This is a genomic window from Methanolobus halotolerans (assembly GCF_004745425.1).
In the GTDB taxonomy this organism is placed as follows: Archaea; Halobacteriota; Methanosarcinia; order Methanosarcinales; family Methanosarcinaceae; genus Methanolobus; species Methanolobus halotolerans.
In genome coordinates this window covers 20,726-46,088 of the sequence record NZ_PGGK01000010.1, presented here as the reverse complement: position 1 = coordinate 46,088, position 25,363 = coordinate 20,726, and the positions used below count along the sequence as shown (strand labels likewise).

Here is a 25,363-nt window from a genome sequence, read left to right as displayed (position 1 = left end):
TTCTTAAGTGTCTTCCATTATTAATTTAGAAACATGGGTTTTATCGTTGAAACGTTCACTAATATAAGGTACAAAAACGTCTTTATCTTGCGCTTCCTTAAACATCTCCTTAAGATGCTTATCATTTCTCATTCTTGTATAGAAAGCCCAGTAATCACATTCATCTAATGCCCAAATTGGCATGTTCTTTTGACTTCTCCATATTAGAAAATCTTCAAATAAATGTGCATCTGGTTGATTCAAAATCGTTCTGAGATCAAAATAATTGAAAACACATACTGGATGCTTGCAGTTGTCTAAAGCATTATTAGGCAACAAAGGTTTTACTCTAATATTTGGAAAAATACCTTCAATTACTACAATAATTCCACAAATATTTTTAATCCCATATTTCTTCATATATTTTGAATTTTTGTATGCAATACCTCGCTCTCCTTGTTCTATTCCTTCTTTTATTGCCCTTTTTATGTCCTTTTGTATTTTGTTTCGTTTTCCTTTTAGAGAATCTGAAGAAATATTTCTACTTTTACATTCTATAAACCAACTTGATCGCCTTAAATTAAGCAGACAATCAAGTTCAAATTCTTCATACTCAATGTTCTCATAAATCGTTTTTTTAGCAGGGATTTCTTCAAATAAGTTAAAAATTATGTTTTCAAATTCCTTACCTTTCGATGATCTATATTTTTTAGTTTTTTGAAGTAAATAATCCATTTTATGGGGCAAATATTGGATTAAAGCTAGTGGATTTATGAGGATAATTTTGTCCCTATAGCAGAAAAGAGGATATTCCCGAAACCTTAAATCAGGTTCAGTTTTAATTCTATCGAGGTTAAATGCATATAGCTCTAAATATGTATCGAATTCATCTCGAGTTAAAGAGGAAGTTAACTCAGCTAATTTTTCAGTTTGTACAATTATTTCAAACAATTCATCATAATAAAGTGTAGATATGTTTTTCCATTCTTCTATGTATTCATCGTCAGGTAAAGCAATAAAATTATTATCTAAGTACTCTTCCTTTGTAGTAAATTGATATGGTTTAAGACATGAACTTTGAGACAGTCTATTCGTGTAAGTATTAAATATAATCGTAGAAATAGCCACAAACACATGGAGAGAAATGTTGTATTTTTCAAGAAAAATATCTTCATAACTACCATATCGTAAAAATATGTACTTGAGAACATTTTCTATGCTAAGATTGGAAGTTATGAGGCTATCTTGTTGTTGGAATAACATTTTTAATATTTCAGTTTCAGAGTTATTGGGCGTATCAGAGATTGAAGTAGATACAATGCTCTCAAAAATATTGAAGTTGTCATTGGTTTCGCACAAAAATTGCTTAATCAGAGACTGTGTTAATCCTCTTCTTTCAGAGTTATATTCATGAATAGCCGTTAATTCATAAAATTTATCTAAATTAATTACACCCATACATTATGAAATAATTATAACAATCTTATAAAAGTATATTGTTCAATGTTTAACGCCGTCCCACATTTCCAACCTTTCCCTAACATGAGCATTCAAGTTAAAAGGCTTATGCGCTTCAGCATTCTTTTTCATGTAGTGTAATGTAACCTTAGAGAATCCCATCTCCTTCCATTCAGTATAAGAAATACCGAGCATTTTCTGTAGTATATTGCTTTATTTGTCGTTAGTATTCCATAATCTCGTAAATACTTGTTTTAGCTTCCACATAGGAATTAGTAGCTACGTCCATCGTTCCATCAGTGTTGATAATCTCCATATCAAAGAGTGTTGCAAACTCGGAAGCGTTTCTATGAAAATTATTATCTTTATATTTTTGATTGTTAATCTTGAAAAGAAGACTATACATCGAGTTGCTTAGATATTTTTTAGCATTTTGATAAGATTCAGTAGATTTGTAATCAGTTTCATTCATGATAGATAACCACATTGGAGTTGCATATATAGCCCCTCTGCCGTTGCCAAGTAGCATCGTTTTTGTATAGATCTCATTTCCTCCAAGTGCTACGCTAACACAGTCATCAACAATGTTTTTTTCATCATCCCTCAGAAAATAAACCGGGCAATCAAGCCTCTGCAAATCATCCTGTACTTCTTCAGAACTATAACCACATTTCCCATAGAAAAGAAGGATTCCATCTGATATTTTTGACATTTCTTTTGCATTCAGATATACTTCAGATTGTAAATAATCAATATCAGAATGCAGATCCTTTCTCAGAAGATTTACAACAACTGTTAATTCTCGTTTTTTCTTCCGATTTAAAGCATCGTACATTTGCTTTAAAACCGGAATACTCGAAAACATTTTCGTGAAACCATCAGGTGGACTTCTATTACTTTCAGAAACCATAGAATATAACCTGTCAGATGAAAACACAAAAGGCTTGAGATTCTCAGATCTAAGTTTTTGTACAAATCTGAAACTGTTTATGTTCTCTACTACAAACAAATGTTTAATTTCAAGGTCTGTTGAGAGAACATAAACTAATTCATCTTCGAGCATTTCGCAGGCGACTATACTTAAAAGAGGCATAATTCTTTTTTACATGATTTTGTTCTTTATTTCATCCTTTATTGAGAAGTAGCATTTCTCGAATATTTCCTGATTACCACTTACCTCAAAGGTAGTATAGCCGAACAAATTTGCATATTCTTCAATCTTTGCATCAATATCTTTTACGTATGTCAGGCCAGTATTGACCTTTGCAACCCTTGAATATCCTGCCATGTCGTTGACCATTTTAGCCATCTTGAGCGATTTTTCAGGATCTGGAGCATATTTATCAATGCTTAGAAGTTCTCTCCATGAATTAGCATACATGGGTGTGAAGAAAAAAGCAGGTTCTTTACTGTGGGTTTTAAGCAGCTTCAGATAATTAGCTCCACCACCAACCGTAGCTCCGATGCAGTCATCCACAATTCTCACATCATCCCTAAGTATTCGGACGATGCAACCATCTTTTTCAAGGCAGAAATCCTCTTCTACTTTCCCCAAAACATTACCACAAAGGCCGTAAAAAAGAAGTATGCCATCGGAGAAAGGAATCATTTCCTCAATAGTCTGATATACTTCGGATTTCAGCGTTTTTGGTACTGCATGAAGTCCAAGTTCCAGAATATTAACTATTACAATTGATTGATATTCATCCGTATCCCCGAGAAGATCTGATATTTTTTCAAAAGGAACTATCTCATAAGAGACATGCTGTTCATTCAGTTTTTCTCTAAATTCTGAAATGTTATTGTTTTCTACGATTATGATCATATCAATTTCAGAATCATTAGTAAAAAGCCACACAATTTCATCTTGCATTATCTTACATGAGATTATACTCATAACGGGCATTATCAATCTCCTCCAATATTATGTACTTTATTTGATTCATTTCTTTAGAGCAAAAAGTAATCTAATAATATAACATGCCTACCTATATGTAGATAGGCACATGATTGAATAAAAAATCAATCCCTCCATCCAAGACTAGATTTGATCGAGGAAATTGATCTTACAAGTGTTTTTCTACCTTTAATACTGGATAGTAGTCTGGCTCCCATCAATGTTACGAATACATCTTCCGCACGTGCTTCAACTGAATCTGAAAAATTAAATTCCTTCTGTTCCAGACCAGTTCTTAGAACATTGGTGAGCCAGTCACGTATATCGTCCAGTAGCAATATCTCTTGCTTTTTAACTTTCTCAGGGAGTTCTTCATAATCAATGATTACTGAACCAGGAGGACAGATACTTTTCCCTTCCTCAAACTCTTGCAATGCATAATCGAAATAATATTGAAGTTGCTCACGAGCAGACTTTTTGGACTCCACCATTTGTACAATAGACATGGCTAAGTTTTTTCTTCTTTCTTCAAGCAAAGCAGCAACTAGATCTTCCTTTTTTGGGTAATAATGATGTATTGAAGCATTTTTTATACCAAGTTTTTGGGAAATATCCTTGTAACTGAATCCATTATAGCCTCTACATTGCAAAAAATGCCCAGCATAATGGAGTATCTGTTGATTAGTAGGGTTAAGTTCTGTCATAGAAATCTACATGTTTTCTTATTCTTATAATAATTGAATAATACTCATGCATTAAATACCTACCTATATGTAGGTAGATAATAGTTGATACGGAGAAAATTAAAAAAATCGGATTAATGAAAGGACACCAAAAAAATCAAACGGTTCAAATATACTGTCGATGCTTGCACGTATTTAATAGAATAAGCTCTAACGGCTCTGTAGAAATCCTCATTTGAACTGAATCGAATTGACAACCCTGGCTTACCTGTCAACGTTGTGTGCTATTATTTAATTGGCTTGTAGAAAATAGGTTTTCTACAGAACCGCTCTAACCGTTTGCCCTGCAAACACAGTATTTGCACAAGGACATTTCCTCTACTATATGCTTACTCTTTGCAGGACAATAATAAACGCCATCATTTTCAAAGATCTTCTGATTTTCATTTACGTACATTCCCAGTGGGTGGAGTGGTTCTTTCGCTATAAAGGCAAGATATGTGGAAATAATGCGAGTATATTCCTTCAAATCCCTTTGATAGGAGGCATACTCATCCATATACTTGTTAATCCTGAATGTAAAATCTTCAAGTTTTTCAATGTCTATTTCCTCTAAATTTTCTGGGCAATCTCTTTCTTTTAGCTCAGAAAACTTCTTGCGATTATATCTTGCAAGACATTAGATATTGTACTGGAGAATTCTACAAGGACTCTGAGTATCTTCTTTTTCGTTTATCCTTGTTAAATACTCAGAAGATGTGTTGACAGCTTCTTTCTTTAATATGAGCAATAGTTCACAGGAATTAATATGGAATTCCCCCAATTTCGCATATTGGATATCTTTTAAGCTATGTCTTTATGTTTGTCGCTTTATCCTTTGTGTCTGTCTATTCTTGTCTCTTGTCTGTCTCCTACATTTGTCTCCTGAAGTCATGTAGAAAACAACAAAAAGGATAGCTAAAGGACAATAAAATCAACCATTTGAGACAAGCTTCTCCCACTTATCCAAACGTTCCTTATTATGGGTATTGAGTGTAAAAGGCTTATCACCCTTCGCATTCTTCTCCACATAATGCAAAGTACCTTTAGAGAATTCCATCTCCTTCCATTCAGAATAAGAAATACTCAGTATCTTCTGCCTGAACTCCTCTGAAGTCTCCCCTTCAACAGTATATTCAGACTTGCTAAAATCAACACCCCATATTCTAAACAAAGACACTGAGCAAGCTCCCTCATTTACAATAACAGAGCACAGCCCCAATAAAATACAATCAATGTTTATATTAGAAGCACATTATAATTTACATAGTATCGTATTGGTACGATACAAATTAGGGGCAATTACAGCTAATACAATTTATTTTTAAAACTAATATTTAAGAAAGGTCTGTTTCTGCCTCTGAAGAAAACATTACGGAGGAAAAAAGATGGGATTGATCGATGTTATAGCAGGTGTGGCAACCGGCGGACTCTACACGTTGGGTAAATCAATATATCAGGCAGGAAATGCAGCAGAAGATGCAGGTGATGCTGCAGAGCAAGCCGGACTTGCAATCGCGGTGATCGGCTCAACTATAGAAACACTGGGAGAGCAGCTTGTCTCAACACTGGAGGAGACCGAAGAGCTGCTCACGGTCAACAGGCTTACACCAAGAAGCGAGGACGATCTCTGGGATGAGGAGAAGGCAAGACTTGACAGTCTGAAGCAGGAAAAAACAAGGCTTCTGAATAAACTCAGCGAACTGGGTGTTGAAGATCCTTCGAATTTCAATATTGATTTCTGGGACATGGTCAGTGATATGCAGGATATCCTCAAACAGTTCCGGCTAATAGCTAGACTTGCCGCTGTGAACAAAGAGATACATGATATATTCTACCAGGAACCCGGCATTCTCTCCACAGGTATCTACAATGCAAAGGAAGTGCTGGAACGTTTTAACACAGTAGAGCAGCCCATGGTGGAGGACATACTTGCCTCGGTGGATGACAATCTGGAAGTAAGTGGGGAAGTACTGCAGGAAGTAAAGAAACTCTTTATTACAAAGAAAAAGGTACCTGTTCCGGTCAGCGAACTCATTCCTTCGATCAGGGACCAGCTTGAAGCAATAGATGCTGACAAACTCTATTATGAAAAACTGCTTGAAAGAAAAAGTGTGCTCACTTCCGGTATTGCAGATGTGATTAAAACATACCCTGAGAACACCGTAAAAATAGATATGGGTACGATAAACGTCCCGAAGGAAGATATCTACGATGCCGGGATACTTGATGATCTTATTGATATCGGTGGTGTTTATGACGGAGTGATAGACGACGGCACAATTGCTGATGAGGTCACAAATCCCGGAGGAATAGCGGACGATATTATAGATTCGGGAAAAGAACACGGCGGAGTTATAAATCCCGGCGATATCTATGGAAAAGATACGGGTATCGATGATGCTCACGATATTGTTACAGGGCCGATAGATAATTCTTCTGTAATGAAGGATAAAGAAATCATTAAAGACACCCTTGCTGATTCCGTTTCCGGGTCGGCCAAAGAAAATTTTATCAGGAAAACATCAAAGGGAAATAAGACCCTGCGCACCATGAGTGCAGAAACCCCGGCTGCCACGGGCATGGCAATAAAGAACATTTCGTCCCTCAGAGCTTCCAAAACCAGATCCGGGGGCCGGATGGCCATGATGCAGCCTCACGGAGCCAGGATATCAGCATCACTTAACACCAGATTCGATGGTTACCAGCGCAATTATGATCTGTTGAAGGCACAGAAGGCATTCTATTACAGGCAGACCCTGAAACTCGATAAAGAGTACGAACTGCTGGCAAACGAGTGGATTGAGGAACCAGGTATCGTCCCGAAGACTCTGGACGAGCTTCATGGAGTGCTCAGCAGTATCAGGACCGAGGAACAGCCACGTATCGACCTGCTACTGGATAATATAAATGCGAACCTTGAGGAGTCAAAGCAGACCATTTCAAATGCGAATGACACTATGGGATCTGTCCGGAATGCACTGTCAATCCTGGATTTTGATACAAGGTATGTTAAAGTTGGTGCAATGGCAATCGGTGGTCTGATAGTACTTGACCTTTTCGTTGGCCTGATTGTTCTTACGAGGTTGGCTCTCGGAGTCTGACAGGTTTAAAAAAAGCCGGGTAAAACAAAGGATGACCATTAGACTGGCCATCCTGCACTCAAGCCATTTTTCAATTATTGTTTTTTTTAGTTCCCTTATCCATCACTCATTAAGCATTTTCTCTGACATTGACGAGGATATCCTTTCCGTCCGAATCCACGACCACAGTCGAACCTTCCGGGACCTCACCGGAAACTATGAGCTTGGCTATTTTTGTTTCGACCTCATGCTGTATAACCCTGTTAAGCGGTCTCGCACCAAATGTCTCACTGTATCCTGCCTTACTGAGATATTTCTTTGCAGCATCAGTGATTTCAAAGTGGATACGCTTCTCCTTCAGCCTGCCTTCAAGGTCCTTTACCTTCAACTCGACTATCTGTGACAGCTCTTCAGGTTTGAGCTTGTGGAAGAGAACTACCTCATCAATACGATTCAGGAACTCTGGCCGGAAGTACTTTCCAAGCTCTTCCATCGCCCTTATCTGGAGTTCCGGGTAGCTCAGGCCCGTTTTCTCCTGCGACTCTGGATGGTCCGGCTCCGGCCTGTCAGCATCAGTGCTGCCACCAAGTGTCTCCATCAAGTCCCCTGCAAATATGTTGGATGTCATGATGATCAGAGTATTCTTGAAGTCAACAGTACGGCCCTTGGAGTCTGTCAGCCTTCCGTCATCCAGTATCTGCAGCATGATGTTGAATACATCAGGGTGGGCTTTTTCGATCTCATCGAACAATACAACAGAGTAAGGCCTTCTTCGCACTGCCTCTGTGAGCTGACCTCCTTCCTCATGGCCGATATAACCCGGAGGAGCACCTATCATACGGGCAACAGTGTGCTTTTCCATATACTCGGACATATCTATGCGCACCATGTTGTTCTCATTGTCGAAGAGTTCGGCTGCCAGTGCCTTGACAAGTTCAGTCTTGCCTACACCTGTCGGACCCAGGAAGATGAAACTGCCGATGGGTTTGCGGGGATCCTTTATGCCTGCATAGTTACGTATGACCGCATCCGCCACTGACTCAACGGCTTCATCCTGGCCAATGATATGCTCATGTAGTTTCTCAGCAAAATGAACCAGTTTCTCACGCTGGCCTTCAATAAGCCTTGTTACCGGAATGTGGGTCCATTCACTCACTACCTCTGCAACATCCTCCTCACCTACCTCTTCATTGAGGAGCATATCGGCCTGTACATCCTTGAGCCGTTCTTCTTCTTCTGCATATGCACGCTGGAGAGGTATGAGAGTACCATACTTGAGCCTTGAGGCAAGCTCCAGGTTGTTGTCATTTTCGGCAAGCTCCAGCTGCACCTTCGTTTCCTCGATCTGCTGTTTCAGAGATCCGAGTTTTGAAATAGCCTCCTTCTCGGTATTCCATCTGGCCCGCAGAGCATCGGATTCCGCTCTGATGTCCGCAAGCTCTTTTTCCAATGCTTCGAGCCTTTCCCGGGAAGCCTCATCCTTTTCCTTTTTCAAAGCCTCACGCTCTATCTCGAGTTGCATGATCTTACGGTCAGCTTCATCAAGTTCTGCAGGCTTGCTGTCGATAGCAGTTCTTTTCTTTGCTGCGGCCTCGTCCACAAGATCTATTGCCTTATCTGGAAGGAATCTGTCGCTGATATAGCGGTCACTCATCACAGCAGCTGCAACAAGCCCCGAGTCCTTGAGGCGGACACCGTGATGCACTTCATATTTCTCCTTCAGCCCACGAAGTATGGATATGGTGTCCTCCACGCCAGGCTCTTCCACAAGCACAGGCAGGAAACGACGTTCAAGAGCTGCATCCTTCTCAATATACTTGCGGTACTCGTCAACGGTCGTAGCACCGATACAGTGCAGCTCACCACGTGCAAGCATAGGCTTTAGGAGGTTCCCTGCATCCATGGCACCTTCAGTGGCACCAGCACCTACTATGGTGTGGATCTCATCTATAAACAGGATAATCTGACCCTCTGAGTCAGAGACCTCCTTGAGGACAGCCTTCAGCCTTTCCTCGAACTCACCACGGAACTTTGCACCTGCTACCAGTGAACCCATATCCAGTGCGATTATCTTTTTATCCTTCATTGCCTCAGGGACATCCCTCTTTGCCACACGCTGGGCAAGCCCTTCGACAATGGCAGTCTTACCCACACCTGCCTCACCTATGAGAACAGGGTTGTTCTTCCTGCGGCGTGACAGGATCTCTATAGCATGTCTGATCTCATGGTCTCTGCCTATCACAGGGTCAAGTTTTCCCTGGGACGCAAGTTCTGTGAAATCGATACCGTATTTCTTGAGTGGTTCCATAGTTTCTTCCGGATTTTCTGAAGTGACTCTTCTGTTGCCCCTTATTTGTTTGATGGCCTGTACGAGCCGGTCCTTTGTCACTCCCTCACCGGCAAGTATCCTGCTACCCTCGCAACTCTTCTCATCAACTATGGCAAGCAACAGATGCTCCACACTGACATATTCGTCCTTCATCCTGTTAGCTTCCCTCATGGCCGAGTCAAGTACCCTGCGCAGTGTCTGGCTCATGTAGACCTGCTCACCGCCGGGACCTGATACCTGTGGCAGTCCACCCAGATGCGATTCTACCCTCTTGACGAGTTTCTCCACAGGTACATCCATATTCCGGAGCAAGGTCGGCACAAGGCCTCCACTTTGCTCGAGCAATGCAAGGAGAAGATGTCCACAGTCCATCTGCTGGTTCATGTACCTTGCAGCAATGGTCGTAGAGCCCTGAATTGCTTCCTGAGCCTTCTGTGTAAAACGATTAAGATCCATATTCTAACCCACCTACCTTTATTTACGAAAATTTACCCCTTTATAAATTTGGCCTGTAAATGATATATCCTTTTTGATAAGTCGTATATCCATGAAATGGTAAAACTGAGGATATGACCCAGCCTAACCCAAATACCTGCAAACCCCATGAATGACCCCGATCCAGACCCTGCGAAAATGATGTGAATATTGCCCCGGGTATCGAGGGCAATATTTTTCATCTCAAATTGAAGACCGATCTTTGACGATATTATCGTCTTATCCTATAATGAAAAGGAAATGCGATCAGATTATGATCGCTGCTGTCTGCTTGTCCTTCTCATCATCGTAATCGGTCACTAGTGCCTCTGTTGTCAGCACCATACCGGCGATGGATGCGGCATTCTGGAGTCCGCTCCTTACAACCTTTGTGGGGTCGATAACACCGGCCTCGAAGAGGTCCTCGAATGTATCGGTCTTTGCATTGTAGCCATACTGTTCGTTGGCCTCGGCCCTTATCTTTGCCACTACCTCGGCACCCTCACGACCTGCGTTGATGGCTATTTGTCTCACAGGTTCCTCAAGTGCACGCTTTACGATGTTCAGACCGATTTTCTGGTCCCCCTGGAGTTCCATACCCTCAAGTACTGATGTTGCATGGAACAGGGTCACACCGCCTCCTGCGATAACTCCTTCCTCTACTGCTGCCTTTGTGGCATTGAGCGCATCATCGATCCTCATCTTCTTTTCCTTTACCTCTGTCTCAGTTGCTGCACCTACCTTGATAACGGCAACACCGCCACCAAGTTTTGCAAGGCGTTTCCTGAGCTCCTTCTTTTTGAACTCGGCATCTGTCACGTTTATCTGGGACTCTATAAGGGCCATCCTCCCATCGATTCCATCCTTTTCACCTTTGCCCTCTATTATAGTTGTCTTGTTCTTGTCGATATTGACCTTGCGGGCGTGTCCGAGCATATCCTCGGTGAATTCCTCGATTTTCATGCCCTTGTCCTCGCTTATCACAACGCCACCTGTGAGTACTGCAATATCCTCGAGCATTTCCTTTTGCTCGTCCCCGAACCCAGGTGCTTTGACCGCACATACCTTGAGGGATCCGCGGATGATGTTCAGGATCAATGCTGCTTCAGCATCTCCTTCTATATCCTGGGCGATTATCACAAGAGGTCTGCCCTCCTTTGCTACCTTCTCCAGCACAGGAATGATCTGGTTCATGGTGCTGATCTTCCTGTCAGTGATGAGCAGGTAGGGATCCTCGAACTCACATGTCATTTTTTCGTGGTCTGTTGCCATATATGGTGAAACGAAACCGCGATCGAACTGCATACCTTCCACAACTTCGAGGGATGTTTCCATTGTCTTGGAGTTCTCAACAGTAATGACACCATTGTAACCAACTTTCTCCATTGCAGCAGCAATGAGATTGCCTATCTCTTCGTCGTTGTTCGCTGAGATGGTGGCTACCTGAGTTATCTTGTGCTTGTCCCTGACATCCCTGCTCTTTTCTTTCAGGTGTGCAACGACATTCTCCGTTGCTTTTTCAATCCCTCTTTTCACTTCTATGGGGTTTGCCCCGGATGTGATGTTCCTCAATCCTTCAGTGATAATAGACTGTGCAAGCAAAGTTGCAGTTGTTGTTCCGTCACCTGTGTTATCCTGGGTCCTTGAAGCTACTTCCTTGACCAGCTTGGCACCCATGTTCTCGAACTTGTCAACAAGTTCGATCTCCTTTGCAATGGTCACTCCATCATTGGTGACCACCGGATTGTTTGCTTTGTCGAGCACCACGTTCCGGCCCTTGGGACCAAGTGTAATCTTAACGGTATTGGCAACCTTGTCAACACCATTCAATAATGCTTTACGTGCATCTACGTCAAACATGATCTGTTTAGCCATTTTAATTACCTCTTATTGCAGTATACGTTTACTCCTTATTCTTCCACTACAGCTAATACGTCCTTGAAATCGATGAACAGATGCTTTTCCCCGTCAACATCGACCTCATCGCTTCTGTAGCCTCCGTATATAACACGGTCTCCTGCTTTAAGTGGAAGCGACTTGCCATCTTCAAAGGCACCTACCCCTACGACGATACCTTCTTTCTTCTCTTCCTGAGCTGAGTCAGGAATGAATATACCGCTTTCCGTGACCTCTGCCTTTTTGATAGCTTTGATCAACACTCTTTCTCCGATTGGCCTTATAATCATATAAATAATCCTCCGGGTTTTGTCCGGCATCACACCGGATCACAGACAACTATATCGGCAATCATATATATAAACATTTTGTACAAAGTAGCTTTAATTTATTTTTTGTTGATATGATATCTATTTAAAATAGAAAGATTTATATTAGATATAATAGATAGACAGAAAACATGGCACAGCAGATATTACTTGTCAAACTGGAAAAACCACGAGATAAAGAGCTCGAACAGGATATCCACTGGCTGTGCAACAGCTTTGGATTGTCATCAGGAAGGGATACAGAAAACCTTGCAACAAAGATCGTCATGGACCTGCTGCATCAGATGTCCGCAGATGAAGAAAAAGTGTCACCTGAAAAAATTGCAGAGAGCCTTGAGATCACACACTCCAGGGTCAATCACCACGTACGCAACCTCATCAATTCAGGGCTTATCTACAGGGAAAGAAGGAGACTCTGCCTGCGGGGAGGAAGCCTCAAGGCTGCAGTCCAGGAAATGAGGAAGGACTCCGAGCGCATATTCAATGAACTCGAAGAGATCGCTGAAGAGATCGATAAGCAGATGGGACTGAAGAACAGATAGCCAGCTGCAGTAAGAGAAGAAAACTTTATTCCTGCGTTTTGTCGTGAACCCAGAAATCACCATCTATAGTAAATTCTTTTTTCCATATTGGCACTTCTTCTTTTAACCGTTCAAGAGAGTCCACAAGGGTCACGAACAACTCTTGCCTGTGACCTGCCATGACCACTATATAGACGATATCCCCTCCTGCTTTGATAAGGCCGGCCCTGTGATACATAACGACATCAATTATACCTTCCCTCTGCTTCATCTCGGTGCAGATCCTTTCCATTGCACTCTCGGCAACGTCGGCATATTTCTCGAATTCGAGGGCCGTTGTATGGGCATCCCCAGTGACCTGCCGGACTATACCCGTGAACGTGGCAATGCCTCCTGAGAACCTGATATCAGGATTGCTTTTGACCTTCATGATCAGGGACCCCAGGGTAACCCATTCATCCTGCTTAAGAACAAGATTCACAAGTTCATTGATATCCCAGTCCGCCCTTTCGGGAAGCCTGGCAACGACATTGCTGATGTTTTCATCCCCCCCTGCCCCACCAAGAACTATCTTTGGTAATCGGCTGCTTTTTGCACCCTCCACTACGGCAAAGTCCATACCCATGTCAGCCAGAGAATTGAGGGCCTCTTCAAGATTTGGATTTCGTTTGATGGTAACAAGCTCATTTTCAGTTATGGCAACTACACCCTGCGCACCTGCATCAAAATGTTTTCCGGTATCGGTGTCTGCGGGGTTGAAACGATGATGGAACATCAATTTGACCGTACCCACTGATCCTTTTTCAGAAAGAGCTTTAACAAGACGGGTGACCAACGTCGTTTTGCCGGTCTTCTTATAGCCTGCCACACAAATGACTTTCATGAAAAGTGATTATGATTATTCATGGTATAAGTATACGACGAATAAGGCAATTTGGACTAAAGCCTGAAATAGATCCATCGAATCCAGAGTAGTTTCCCTTGTTTGCCATGAACAATGGACTTTCTTTTATATTCTTTAATATGAGAATCAAAATTATCTGCTGAAGAAAATTCATTGTTACTTTGCACAACCAAACAGCAATAAACTAAACAATAACACAAAAAATTGAGTTGGTATAAAATTTTTTTGATACCACCCTCCTTAAGATTTCTTTATTTTTAACTATTAGATTTATTTTAAAATAATAGCCGATATTGATTTTATACTTATGTGAATTTTTGGACAAAAATAAATTGCCTTATTACAAGAAAGTAATCTGGCAGTGTTGCTCAAGTATTGTTCAGATTAAAGGTGTCACCCACAAATCTGGTTATATTAGTTATATTCCGCTTATAGGAGAGAAACATGAATCCCCCCAGTGTAAGCCAACAAGCAAGATGCACAGAACTTTACCTGTATCTTAGCGTCCTTGCATTGATTATATTGCAAAAAACAGAAGAGAAGTATCCTTAATACATTTATCTAAAAACATACTGCAGAGCAGCTATTTTTCCTTTACTTTATACTTTTCTATTAAAACTTCCATGAGAGTGAATATAGCAAGCGTCTGTTTCAACAACTCATTGAAATAAAATCAAAATAAATATTAAATTATAATAGACTTTTTTCGAATAATTTATAAATGTAAAAATTATTCAGGCTTGCATGAACGAGTACAAGATATGCATTCGTGAGATGCCCGAGGATGAACGCCCCAGGGAAAGATTGTTGAAGTATGGTCCCGAAGCGCTGTCCAGCTCGGAACTGCTGGCCATCATACTGCGTACCGGGTCCCGGAAGGAGAATGTTATCAATATGTGCAGCCGCATCTTCTCGGAGTACAGCCTCAAGCAGCTCAGCCAGGCAAACGTTAGCAAGCTCACGCAGATCCACGGCATCGGGTCCGCAAAGGCCGCCCAGATAGCAGCCGTATTCGAACTTGCACGTAAGCTGGAAGGATTCACAGACGAACCAAAGCGCAAGATCAGGTCCCCTGCTGATGTGTACTCCCTCCTTTACCCAAAGATGCGCGAACATAAGCGAGAAAGACTGGTGGCATTGCTCCTGGACACCAAGAATCATGTTTTGCGGGAAGAAGTGATCTCCATCGGCAGCCTGAATGCTAACATCGTACATCCAAGAGAGGTGTTCAAGGCAGCACTTATAGAGTCATGCGCTTCGGTCATCCTCTCACATAACCACCCATCAGGAGATCCCACACCAAGCAGGGAGGACATCGCGGTGACCGAAAAACTTGCGGAAGGTGGTAAGTTACTGGGAATAGACGTGCTGGATCATGTTGTCATCGGGGACGGCAGGTATGTGAGTTTGAAGGATGAAGGGTATGTGAGGTAGTTGCCCGGGGGAATTCTGACTTTAATATAAGACATTGACCTCCTTTTCCGGCATATTCTTCCGGTGGAAATTTTCATTTTAAAATCTCCATTAGTGACACAATGCTTCTATTGTTGCTTATATCGCTTTAACTGTCGATTATGATCGGTGATTTTGGCCGGTTTTGCCGATCATAATCTATGATTGTTATTTTTTGTTGATCATAATCGTTATTGCAAAAGAAAAACATTTTTTTAGTATGATATGAATGCCATAATAAATGGAAAATAAAAGATTTCAGGTCTTTCACAACTATTTTTGTTTTCCGTAGAATAAAGCACCATTAAATCCGCCAAAAGTAACACTATACAAGAAAGAAACACAGAAAATACAGATTCTATGGATGCAGTTCATCCAATATAAGTCTATTTCTTCCAAAGGCTGATTACTATAATGAGGAGTATGACAATAAAGCCGATCAACTCCAAACTAAAAAACTGGAAGAAATCCGCAGATAATGACCTGCTTAACATTTCGAGTGAATAATCTATTGAACTCCCATAACTTGCTTTATATGGAAAACTCCATCCGAACATCGGCCAGAAAAAGGTAGTTGGCTCTGTCCACATCTGATCTTCAAGCAAGTGGCAAAATGAGGCTCCAGCTATAATGATCACCCTTGCATCACCCCGACTCTGATAAAAATAATATCCCAACAAAAACAGAAGGATGCAAAATACCAGCGTATGTGCAATGATCCTTCCGTTTGCAACAGACTCTGCTAAAATCACTCTTCCTATCGGTTTATCAATGAGATCCGGAAGCAAGGACCCAAATGCAACGTATCGGTAGTCAATATGAGGTTTAATTCCGGGAAAAAGAGAGCCGAGCATGAAGAATATTCCCAGAGTGATGCCTATATGGCCAAATATGAGCATACTGCAGAATAGGTCTTTGGTGCTATAAGTATATAGTATAGAATAGACAAAACAATCTAAATGGATATATTTAATAGATCATTATTTTTGATTTCAATAATCAGCAGATAAAAATGATGAGTTCGATGACAGTCTGATGTCGATTAAAATCACATGATCCGACAGCCATCCACCACGATGACCTCACCGCTGACATAATTCCCGAGATCCGAACTCAGGAACAATATCACTTTTGCGACATCTTCCGGTATGCCGATTCGTCCAAGGGCAATGTTGGACAGCATTTTGTCCCGGACGTCAGCCTTAATATGTTTTATCAGGTCCGTTTCAATAAGACCCGGAGCTACAGCATTGACAGTTATCCCATACATGCCCAGTTCCTTTGCTGCGGATTTTGTAAATCCCACAACTGCAGCTTTGCTTGCTGAATACACAGTCTGTCCGACATCCCCGTTGAGTCCTGCAGTAGATGAAAGATTGATGACCCGTCCAGATTTTTGTTTTCGCATAATGTTAGCTGCATGTCTGGTGCACAGGAACATTCCTTTCAGATTGACATCAATAGTATGATTGAAAAGTTCTGTATTTGAAAGTGCCAGGAGACTATTTTTCATAACTCCTGCATTGTTGACAAGTACATCAAGCTTTGAATAATTCTCCTTTATGTATTTGAACATCCCCTTCACATCATCTTCGGATGAGACATCGGCTTTGATCATCGAAGAGTGAAAACCTTTTTTGCAGAGCAGATCCACCAGCTCAGCTGCCTGGTCTTCACCCTTATTATAATTGATGATCACGTGAGCATGGTTCTCTGCAGCAAGCAGGGCCGTAGCTCTCCCGATCCCCCTGCTTGCCCCGGTAACCAGTACAGTTTTACCCGAAAGCATTTTCAGTGGTTGCCATTTAGAGTGAACACAGGTGCAACAGCACGAATGTACTCTGTATTTTTCTTGACGACATCAAAGTGCTTCTGGGCTCTGACTATTTTCTCTTCAGGCAACCCTGTGTTCTCCCTGACCACATCCAGGGGAAGCTTATGTTCCTGAGCATAAAGTAACTGATCTATTGTATGCATGGGCATACGCCAGTAGAAATCCTGATCAGACGTGTAATGGCTCCACGTATCGGGACTTGGAGGTCTCTCTCTTATCGCCTCATTGACATCTAGGTGTTTTGCCAGAGCATAGACCTGAGTCTTGTAGCAATCAGCCAGCGGTTCGATATCCACACCTCCGTCCCCATATTTCACAAACTGACCCAGAACCATTTCGGTCTTGTTGGTCGTCCCGCAAACGGCATAGTTCATTTTTTCAGCATACATATACTGAACAATCATTCTTGATCGTTGCTTAACGCCCTGCAATCCTATGAGTTCCAGATAATCACTTGCCTTCAACCTGTGCTGTGCAATGACCTCACCGTCTTTTGCCAGCTTAATATATGGAACATTAATCAAACCCCCATCCAGGAAATCAGGCAATACAAGTGATGTTTTATGTACTTCCGGGTCGTACTCCGGACAGGCTCGCTTTATGACCTGATCCTTCTTATTATAGATATCAAGTGATTCAAGTATAGGAGAGATAGGCACCTCTTCATATTGCACTCCCAGACTTTCACATATTTCTGCTCCCAAAGGCGTACTGGAAGGAGCAGATTCTTTCTCAGGGAGAAGGAGACCGTACACATTTTCCGCCCCCAGCTCCTGTACAGAAAGTGTAAGGGCCACTGCGGAATCAATACCTCCCGAGACACCTAAAAGCACTCCTTTCTTCCTGAAATCAACAACATTCTGTTTTATAAAACCCCCGAGGTCCAGAGATAGTTTATCAATGTCTTTGTTCAGTTCATCCAATATCTGCATAGTATTAATCCCCTAAATTATTCCACTTTTAAGTTAAGTTTCTTCGCAGCATTCAATATCAGAGGCTGAGATAATTCCTGATTGAGTTTTTTCAGTCCCTCTTCCCGAGTCATATCACCACTTCTAACAATTCCTGCAATGTCAAAGGCATAGGCATGAATCCCATATTTCTGCAAATGATTATAACATGCAAATGAATTCAGCGTGCAGTTGGTCGAGTTACTGTCGTTGATATCAGGAGGATTCCATCCGATATCAACTAGTTTTTCCAGAATCCTTTCTTCATTATAATCCCACAGGCATAAAGGATGTATGATCTTTGGAACAACATTGTCCATGTTCTCAACTACTTCCTTTTTTATAACAAAGTTCTCATCCCTGTCATCAATACCTATCTTTTGTAGTTGGTCATCAAAAAGATCTCTTGACCACTTTACAAAGCTGGTAGACAGATTGATAATAGGGTTTGGGGTTTGGCCCGGTGTGAATGCAAACACAATGAAGGGTGCTCTGTGAACAATGGACATCTCTACCAGTTTCTGTTTGATGATGCCGATACAGGTATTACATATGTCACTTGCCCTGTATTTGGCAAATCTGGGAAATGCATCACAGGACAGGGCAGCCCTGCGGAATGTGTCATATAGTACTTCATCCCCCATTGTCAGTCTGAAGTAGTCACACTCTGTGATCTCACACATCTTCTTTGCATTCTCAATTGCATTATCAGATATGAAAGCATTATCGAACTGAACAGCCATTACATTCAGGAAAGGGTATTTTCTTTTCAGTTCATAAAGAGTGTATGAAGAATCCTTGCCACCGGACAGTGCAAATATCACGTCATATTCTCCCTTGCCACTTCCCTCTCGGAACAATGCTTCCATCTGAGCAAGATATCCATCTTTTTCTTGAGGAGAAAGAGGTTCATATGTCTGGCAGAATTGACAAAGCCCGCTATCTTCATCGATACTTATACCCGGAACATCCGAGTCCAGAATACATTTTTCACATACTATTCTTGACATTTCGATAACCTTCTATAATAGATCTATTGGATATTTTCCCGTTCTCGCTCAGCGGAAGTTGATCGATACATAACACCTCTAAGGGACATAGGTAGCCAGGCAGATTCTTTCTACAGAAAGATAGAACCGAAGCAACATCAGTACTACTGTTGGGCATCACCATGAGACAGATAGCATTTCCCAGGATATTGTGGGGCACCGGAACAACAAAAACTCCGGAAACATCGATGTTCTTCTGTATATACCTTTCAAGTTCCCTTGGATTGATACGGTGATCGCCTATCTTTATTATATCATCTTTGCGTCCCAGTAACCTGAAATAACCATTGGGCAACTTCTCTGCAAGGTCTCCGGTGTGCATCCAGCCATTGATGATCTTTTTTCCTGTGGCAATCTCATCATCCAGGTAACCCAGCATTATATTGTCGCCACTGGCAACCAGTTCACCTGTTATGTTCGGTCCGACAGAACATCCATCTGCATCAAACACGTCCAATGTAACACCGGGAATGGCTTTTCCTATTGAATCAACAAATTTGTCCACATCTTCTGAAGGAAGGTAGGCGAGCCGGGCTGTAGCCTCGGTCTGACCATACATAGGCACCACCCTTAAATCGCGATTCGAACCTTTCAGATTTTTCACAATGATATCGTCAATAGCTCCGCCTGCCGTCGCAGCAACCTTTATGTTCATGAAAGCCTGTTTGAACTTCGCCGGATACCGAAGCAGCAGGCGATAAGTGCTGGGAACTCCATAGAACATAGATACCCCCGACTTCATCATGCTGAAGACAGAACCTATGAAACTCATAGATCCTATGCGTATGGACCCTCCGACCACCAGATGGGAATCAATGATGGAATTACCAAAAGCATGATGTGGAGATATAACAAGTGCAGCCTTATCATCAGGCTTGATTCCAAGTACCTCTATAATGGAATCTGCATTTGCGACCAGATTCCTGTCACTTAACATTACACCTTTTGGATTTCCGGTTGTACCGGACGTGTACAACACCAGTCTGAGGTGTGGATCATTGGATTCCTCTAAGATCATTTTATGTAAAGTGTTTACAGAGCCATCCTCCGAAACGACTATCACTGTTGCAAAACGATCGAAAAAACTCTCCCCAAACCTTGTGTACTGTACCTCTGTCACAATTATATGCCTGATATTACCAGTATCAAGAATATGTTCCAGACTGAACATTGCCAGTTCGATCGGAAGAGGTATCGCAATATTATCCGACCTATAAACTGCCATAAGCATCTCTATATACTGTATGCCAGATTCTGCCAATACTGCAAATCTGCAATGCCCAAACTCCATCATAGATGAGGCGATTCTGCCTATGTCTTTATCAAGAAATCCATAAGAAATCGTTTTTTCGCCTTCTTCCAGGGCGATCTTACCAGGATCCTCTTTTGCAGTTCTAGTTATAAAGGAATCAATTCTCATGATCTCTCTGTTTTTAGTTTGACTATCAGATTGGTAATTCCCTGCAGTGAGTCCAGATTATCCGGAGTTAGCATGTCTTCCGGAATTTCTATTGAATATCTCTCACTTATGTGATCCAGAAGCTCCAGCAAACCAATAGAATCTATGATCCCGGCCTTGGTGAGAGATTCATTTTCAGCGAACTGAGTATCACTGTCCATGAAAGATTGACTTTTCAAGAAGTAAATTATATCGTTTCTTATTTGTTCCATGCGCTATCCGCACCCCCTTGTGAGAATCAGCATACAATTCAGTACAACTAATACATAAATATCGACTGATTCCCTCCCGCAGTAATCAACGTGCTTATGATATATAAGAATAATTCATAATGACAGGAATGTTCATTCCTGGTTATTCTATTAAAAATTTATCTTCAGTGATATGTAATCCGAAAACGCAAAATCAAGCTCTTGAGAAGACATACATGGAATAGCATATAAATTTTAATATATCTTTTTAAAGAAATTAGTGTTAATTGTATACTGGTCAGAATCAGTAACAACCGTAAGTATATACCTGCCATTGATCAGGTAACTGGAATAACTTATATCATTAGTATCCACGACCTTATTGAGATGAGTAAAAATGCTTTTATTTGAAAATTTGCAATACGCTTCTTTCAGAGTCCATTTCACTAAGAATTGGAGATCTGCTGCGCATTCACTGTCATATGACATTTCTGCCTGCATATACTTTGGGATATTCTTAAAAGGCAATTTTCTCTTTTTTTCTACATCAATACCAACCTCTATCGTCGATATTGCCAGGAAGAATACGTCTTCTGTATACGAAATACAGATATTCAGTTCATTATGGTCACGCACATGGATTCGCCCGTATTCGTCCTTATAGAGAGAAATATCTAGAACGGACCGCTCATCAAGGAGAACACATAGAGTACATTTTAGGACCATTCTGGAAGTGATAAATCTTTTTTTGAAATACCCGGTCTGTAATCTGTCCAGATGCTCCTTTTCCATATTATCAAGGTATCCAGCATCCGGTGTACCATAATCGTTCATGTTTACTATAAGGATAAGAATATCATTCTCTTCCCATAAGCCTGGTATATGCTCCAGAGAAATACGGGATGATATGTTCAAAATCTTGAATTCCATCCTGATACCCTTTTCTCCTTTAGCCTAACTTGTATATAAGGAATGGCAGGTAGGATCAAAACATCTGAATAAAGTCACTTAATCATTTTTCATAATCGGATTTAATGATTTTTATAATAGCTTATTTTAAAGTATAAATACTACCTCTTACAATTGTCATATGGGGAGGACATGCGGAGTTCAGTGAACTCTGTGGTTAAAATGGGTGCTAATTAAATCACACCAGCACCAAAATCGAAGTTTGTGGGGGATATGAAATTACAGACTACTTGCTGTTAATGGCGATAAAACAATTCAAGAGAAATAGTCCTGAGCATAGTCCAGTGTATTTTGAAGTTATGGAAGAGGCTTGTTGCCGCCCATTAAAACTTTGAATATATATTCAATGTATTCAAGAAGGATGAGTATACGACTATGATATTCTGTAATACCAAAATGTAGTTTTAGTGTTGTTATGCAATCTGACAATTATCTCTACCGGAAAATCAAATCAGGAATGGGGACAGCTGTATTGGAAGAAAAAGACCTTATATCGCTTGCTAAAGCAATGGTGGGTCGTTATATCCAAATGTTTGCATTATACGTGCCCATGACACCAAGTATGAGGGTAAAGTGTCAAAGGGCCAGAGGAGTTAATATTGGGAGAAACGTGTTCATTGGCTTTGAAGTTTATATTGATCCCGTACATCCGCATATGATCACTATAGAAGACGATGTGGCTCTCAGTGGGAAAAATCTAATATTGGTTCATACCTCTCCTCCTTCGTATCTTAGTGAATCTCATCCTCAATTATCCAGACTTTTTACAAAAACATTACCTGTAACTATAAAACGGGGAGCTTGGATATCTGTAGGTGTTACTATACTACCGGGGGTCACTATTGGAGAAAATTCAATAGTCACAGCTGGATCAATTGTTAGTAAAGACATTCCTTCAAATTGCATTGCACGGGGTAATCCTGCTGAAGCGGTATTTCGATTTAATAAAAAGCCGGATTCAAAATTATAAATACTATCTCCTAGAATGATATCACGGGATCGAAAGGGGATGTTCTTAAGATAATGCTGAGGACTGATCCGCTAAAAAGTGGATATCACTGGTGATAAGTTAAAACAATACTGACAGATCAGGGAACAGATAGGGGGGTGCGTTCCTAAATGATGCTGATAAATGAGAAATTAAAGAGAACGGGACGGAAGAATAAATTGGGTTTTAGGGAAAGTCCAGAGAAGCCTTTGAGACTATTGGCGGGGAAAGGAGTGGGAAATTGAAGATTGCAATCATCCTCGGCACACGCCCTGAAATAATTAAGATGAGCCCGCTCATCAGGGAATGTGAGAAACTGGGCATTGATCACTATATTCTGCACACGGGCCAGCACTACAGTTTCGAAATGGACAAAGTATTCTTTGATGATCTGAAGTTACCTGTACCCAGGTATAATCTCGACGTGGGCTCCGGTACTCATGGCCAGCAGACCGGCAGGATGCTCCAAGGCATCGAAGAGGTGCTGATAAAGGACAGGCCCGATGTGCTTCTGGTCCAGGGTGACACCAATACCGTACTTGCCGGTGCGCTTGCCGGATCTAAACTCAATATCAGAATAGGACATGTAGAAGCTGGTCTGAGAAGCTTTGACCGGACTATGCCTGAGGAGATAAACAGGATAATTGCTGATCACATCTCTGATTACCTGTTTGCACCTACAGAGAATTCAAAAGAATATCTCCTTGCTGAGGGTATCCCGAAAGAGAAAATATTCGTTACCGGTAACACTGTCGTGGACGCGGTCTACCAGAATCTGGAGATCTCAAAGCAAACCAGGCATACCCTGTCTAAGTTGAACCTGAAAGAAGGTGAATATTTCCTGACAACTGTTCACAGGGCAGAGAACACCGATAAAAAAGAACGTCTTTCAAGGATACTCGCTGGATTTGAACAGATATATCAGACATTCAGGTTGCCGATCATCTTCCCTGCCCACCCGAGAACTGTAAAGATGATAAAAGAATTCGACCTGGAGATTCCCGAAGGTACAAAAATCATCAATCCGGTCGGATATTTGGATTTCCTGCAGCTCGAAGGCGGTGCAAAGCTCATACTCACAGACAGCGGAGGATTACAGGAAGAGGGATGCATACTTGGTGTGCCCTGTGTTACGCTGAGGGACAATACTGAGAGGCCTGAGACAGTTGATGTGGGAGCTAATATCATAGCCGGGATGAACGGCAATATAGCTAAGTTCGTAGAGAGGATGACAGCTTCGGGGATAAGCTGGGATAATCCCTATGGAAGCGGGGATGCAGCCAAATTGACAATTGACAGGATCATTGGTTGCCAAATTTATAGATAAATATAAGAGATGCCATTATGACTAAAATATGTGTTCTGGGACTGGGCTACATCGGCCTTCCGACTGCACTCCTGTTTGCAAACAATGGAATCGATGTTGTTGGAGTGGACATCAACGAAAGAGTAATAAACACCCTTAAAGGCTGCAGTATGCCTTTTGAAGAGAAAGGCTTTCAGGAACTCTTAGAAGAAGTGTGTAAAAAGGAAAGCTTCAGAGCAAGTATGAAAGTAGAAGAAGCTGACGTGTTCCTCGTAGCCGTTCCCACTCCTTTTGATGCAGAGCTCCGTATGGCGGACTTGAAATATGTTGTCTCGGCCTGTGAGATGATAACCACATGCCTGAAAAAAGGCAACCTTGTAATTATCGAATCCACTATCCCTCCAAAGACCTGTGAGAAACGGATAAGACGGATACTGGAACAGTCCGGCCTGAAATCATCCAGGGACTTCTACATATCACATTGCCCGGAACGTGCTATCCCCGGCAATACTCTCGATGAGATGGTCAATAACGACAGAGTCATTGGAGGACTTGATGAAAAAGCCATTGAACTAACCAGGGACCTGTACTTAAGCTTTGTCAAAGGCAATCTCTACCTCACAACGAGTACCACAGCGGAAATGATAAAGCTCATGGAGAATACCTATCGTGATGTAAACATAGCCCTTGCCAATGAACTCGGCATGCTTGCCGAAGACTATAATATCAACATATGGGAGGCCATAGAGATAGCAAACAAGCACCCCCGGGTGAATATCCACAAACCCGGTCCCGGGGTAGGCGGCCACTGCATAGCAATTGACCCCTGGTTCCTCACTGAGAACGCAAACAACAGTAGCCTGATAACCTTAGCCCGTAACATAAATGATTCAATGCCCATTCATGTTCTTAAGAAGGTTAAAGAACTTGTCAATGGTATCGAGAATCCTGTGATCACCGTGTTCGGGGTCGCTTATAAGGGAGATATAGCTGATACCAGAGCAACTCCTGCAATCAAGTTCATTAAATTAGCTGAGAAGGAAGGGTATTCTATTAAAATCTACGATCCCTTTGTCAGGGAGTTCGAGTATCCGATCATAGGTCTAGAGGAAGCTGTGGAGGGAAGCGATTGTATTGTTGTGTTGACGGACCACACTGAGTTTCAAGAAATGGATCTTGATATCTTGTGCCAAAGGATGAGAAACCGGAATATTGTAGATTCAAAGAATATCCTGCCAAAGCAAAGCAAACCCGGATTTAAATGTAATAGGAATGTGGTCTTATTAGGAAAGACATGATCGAAAGTTTATTTATTTAAAGTTCCGGAGGCTGCGATCCAGTTGTTGTAAATGGCAAATACCTACTTTCACTATTTTAAATATGATTTTACATCTTGCGTTATTCAAAAGAATTCTTGTGCCGCTTTTTCTAATCAGCCACTTGGTGAGTAGAAAACGGTCATTCGTTTCTGCCCTTCTGTTTCTGTCCTTCTCAGTGTTTCCTACAATAATAAATACATTGTTTAATACATCATTTAAGAGAATACAGTTGCATTGAGGTAATCCATTATATT

The 25,363-nt window shown here is 41.5% G+C and carries 22 protein-coding genes and 1 pseudogene; 6 read left to right on the top strand and 17 right to left on the bottom strand.

Translation table 11 applies throughout. The annotated features are described in order from the left end of the window. Positions 1–3 precede the first annotated feature (3 nt). The 6 genes and pseudogenes from CUN85_RS09540 to CUN85_RS09510 all read right to left on the bottom strand — a co-directional run bounded on the left by CUN85_RS09540 (position 4) and on the right by CUN85_RS09510 (position 5,236). Positions 4–1,437: a hypothetical protein gene (locus CUN85_RS09540; RefSeq protein WP_135390099.1), complete on the bottom strand. Its 1,434-nt coding sequence runs from the start codon at positions 1,435–1,437 to the stop codon at positions 4–6. Between the two features lie 223 nt (positions 1,438–1,660). Further along, positions 1,661–2,500: a DUF1638 domain-containing protein gene (locus tag CUN85_RS09530; protein ID WP_167848852.1), complete on the bottom strand. Its 840-nt coding sequence runs from the start codon at positions 2,498–2,500 to the stop codon at positions 1,661–1,663. A 39-nt stretch (positions 2,501–2,539) separates the two neighbouring features. Continuing rightward, on the bottom strand, positions 2,540–3,343 hold the full coding sequence (locus CUN85_RS09525; RefSeq protein WP_135390097.1) for a DUF1638 domain-containing protein: 804 nt from the start codon (positions 3,341–3,343) through the stop codon (positions 2,540–2,542). A gap of 116 nt (positions 3,344–3,459) precedes the next feature. Continuing rightward, positions 3,460–4,038 (bottom strand): TetR/AcrR family transcriptional regulator, encoded by a 579-nt coding sequence (locus CUN85_RS09520; RefSeq protein WP_135390096.1) that lies wholly within the window; start codon positions 4,036–4,038, stop codon positions 3,460–3,462. A 310-nt stretch (positions 4,039–4,348) separates the two neighbouring features. Further along, a pseudogene (locus CUN85_RS09515) lies at positions 4,349–4,678 on the bottom strand (DUF2115 family protein); the annotation flags it as partial. Between the two features lie 312 nt (positions 4,679–4,990). Continuing rightward, a complete protein-coding gene (locus CUN85_RS09510) occupies positions 4,991–5,236 on the bottom strand; it encodes a hypothetical protein (RefSeq protein WP_135390094.1) in 246 nt (81 codons plus the stop codon). 208 nt (positions 5,237–5,444) lie between these two features. Between CUN85_RS09510 and CUN85_RS09505 the strand changes: the two genes are divergently transcribed. Next, entirely contained in the window at positions 5,445–7,160 is a 1,716-nt protein-coding gene (locus CUN85_RS09505; RefSeq protein ID WP_135390093.1) for a hypothetical protein, read from the top strand. A 109-nt stretch (positions 7,161–7,269) separates the two neighbouring features. Here CUN85_RS09505 and clpB read toward each other — a convergent pair whose 3' ends face one another. The 3 genes from clpB to groES form a co-directional block, all read right to left on the bottom strand. Next, entirely contained in the window at positions 7,270–9,924 is a 2,655-nt protein-coding gene (clpB, locus tag CUN85_RS09500) for an ATP-dependent chaperone ClpB (protein WP_135390092.1), read from the bottom strand. Positions 9,925–10,209: 285 nt separating this feature from the next. Then, a complete protein-coding gene (groL, locus tag CUN85_RS09495) occupies positions 10,210–11,817 on the bottom strand; it encodes a chaperonin GroEL (protein WP_135390091.1) in 1,608 nt (535 codons plus the stop codon). A 35-nt stretch (positions 11,818–11,852) separates the two neighbouring features. Then, positions 11,853–12,128, bottom strand: a complete 276-nt coding sequence (gene groES / locus CUN85_RS09490) for a co-chaperone GroES (RefSeq protein ID WP_135390090.1) — start codon at positions 12,126–12,128, stop codon at positions 11,853–11,855. Between the two features lie 170 nt (positions 12,129–12,298). Between groES and CUN85_RS09485 the strand changes: the two genes are divergently transcribed. After that, positions 12,299–12,709, top strand: a complete 411-nt coding sequence (locus CUN85_RS09485) for a MarR family transcriptional regulator (protein ID WP_135390089.1) — start codon at positions 12,299–12,301, stop codon at positions 12,707–12,709. 25 nt (positions 12,710–12,734) lie between these two features. Here CUN85_RS09485 and CUN85_RS09480 read toward each other — a convergent pair whose 3' ends face one another. Next, the gene (locus CUN85_RS09480; protein WP_135390088.1) at positions 12,735–13,571 is read right to left on the bottom strand and encodes a molybdopterin synthase; all 837 of its coding nucleotides are present in this window, start codon (positions 13,569–13,571) and stop codon (positions 12,735–12,737) included. Positions 13,572–14,336: 765 nt separating this feature from the next. Between CUN85_RS09480 and radC the strand changes: the two genes are divergently transcribed. Then, positions 14,337–15,026, top strand: a complete 690-nt coding sequence (gene radC, locus CUN85_RS09475; protein ID WP_135390087.1) for a RadC family protein — start codon at positions 14,337–14,339, stop codon at positions 15,024–15,026. Positions 15,027–15,430: 404 nt separating this feature from the next. Here radC and CUN85_RS09470 read toward each other — a convergent pair whose 3' ends face one another. The 7 genes from CUN85_RS09470 to CUN85_RS09440 form a co-directional block, all read right to left on the bottom strand. After that, entirely contained in the window at positions 15,431–15,943 is a 513-nt protein-coding gene (locus CUN85_RS09470) for a metal-dependent hydrolase (RefSeq protein ID WP_135390086.1), read from the bottom strand. Positions 15,944–16,092: 149 nt separating this feature from the next. Further along, a complete protein-coding gene (locus tag CUN85_RS09465) occupies positions 16,093–16,833 on the bottom strand; it encodes a 3-oxoacyl-ACP reductase family protein (protein WP_205804412.1) in 741 nt (246 codons plus the stop codon). A gap of 2 nt (positions 16,834–16,835) precedes the next feature. After that, complete coding sequence (gene nadE / locus CUN85_RS09460) at positions 16,836–17,810, bottom strand: NAD(+) synthase (protein WP_135390084.1); 975 nt, start codon at positions 17,808–17,810, stop codon at positions 16,836–16,838. A gap of 17 nt (positions 17,811–17,827) precedes the next feature. Then, positions 17,828–18,838 (bottom strand): hypothetical protein, encoded by a 1,011-nt coding sequence (locus CUN85_RS09455; protein WP_135390083.1) that lies wholly within the window; start codon positions 18,836–18,838, stop codon positions 17,828–17,830. Continuing rightward, the gene (locus CUN85_RS09450; RefSeq protein ID WP_135390082.1) at positions 18,819–20,297 is read right to left on the bottom strand and encodes a class I adenylate-forming enzyme family protein; all 1,479 of its coding nucleotides are present in this window, start codon (positions 20,295–20,297) and stop codon (positions 18,819–18,821) included. The genes CUN85_RS09455 and CUN85_RS09450 overlap by 20 nt, the downstream gene beginning before the upstream one ends. Continuing rightward, positions 20,294–20,497: an acyl carrier protein gene (locus CUN85_RS09445; RefSeq protein ID WP_235856276.1), complete on the bottom strand. Its 204-nt coding sequence runs from the start codon at positions 20,495–20,497 to the stop codon at positions 20,294–20,296. Before CUN85_RS09445 ends, CUN85_RS09450 begins: the two co-directional genes overlap by 4 nt. A gap of 285 nt (positions 20,498–20,782) precedes the next feature. After that, on the bottom strand, positions 20,783–21,457 hold the full coding sequence (locus CUN85_RS09440) for a 4'-phosphopantetheinyl transferase family protein (protein ID WP_135390080.1): 675 nt from the start codon (positions 21,455–21,457) through the stop codon (positions 20,783–20,785). Between the two features lie 511 nt (positions 21,458–21,968). Between CUN85_RS09440 and CUN85_RS09435 the strand changes: the two genes are divergently transcribed. The 3 genes from CUN85_RS09435 (at position 21,969) to CUN85_RS09425 (ending at position 25,088) form a co-directional block, all read left to right on the top strand. After that, on the top strand, positions 21,969–22,466 hold the full coding sequence (locus CUN85_RS09435) for an acyltransferase (RefSeq protein WP_205804410.1): 498 nt from the start codon (positions 21,969–21,971) through the stop codon (positions 22,464–22,466). 259 nt (positions 22,467–22,725) lie between these two features. Continuing rightward, a complete protein-coding gene (gene wecB, locus CUN85_RS09430; RefSeq protein ID WP_135390078.1) occupies positions 22,726–23,811 on the top strand; it encodes a non-hydrolyzing UDP-N-acetylglucosamine 2-epimerase in 1,086 nt (361 codons plus the stop codon). A gap of 17 nt (positions 23,812–23,828) precedes the next feature. Then, positions 23,829–25,088 carry a nucleotide sugar dehydrogenase gene (locus tag CUN85_RS09425; protein ID WP_135390077.1) on the top strand — a complete coding sequence of 420 codons (1,260 nt, stop codon included), beginning with the start codon at positions 23,829–23,831 and terminating at the stop codon, positions 25,086–25,088. Positions 25,089–25,363: the final 275 nt, after the last annotated feature.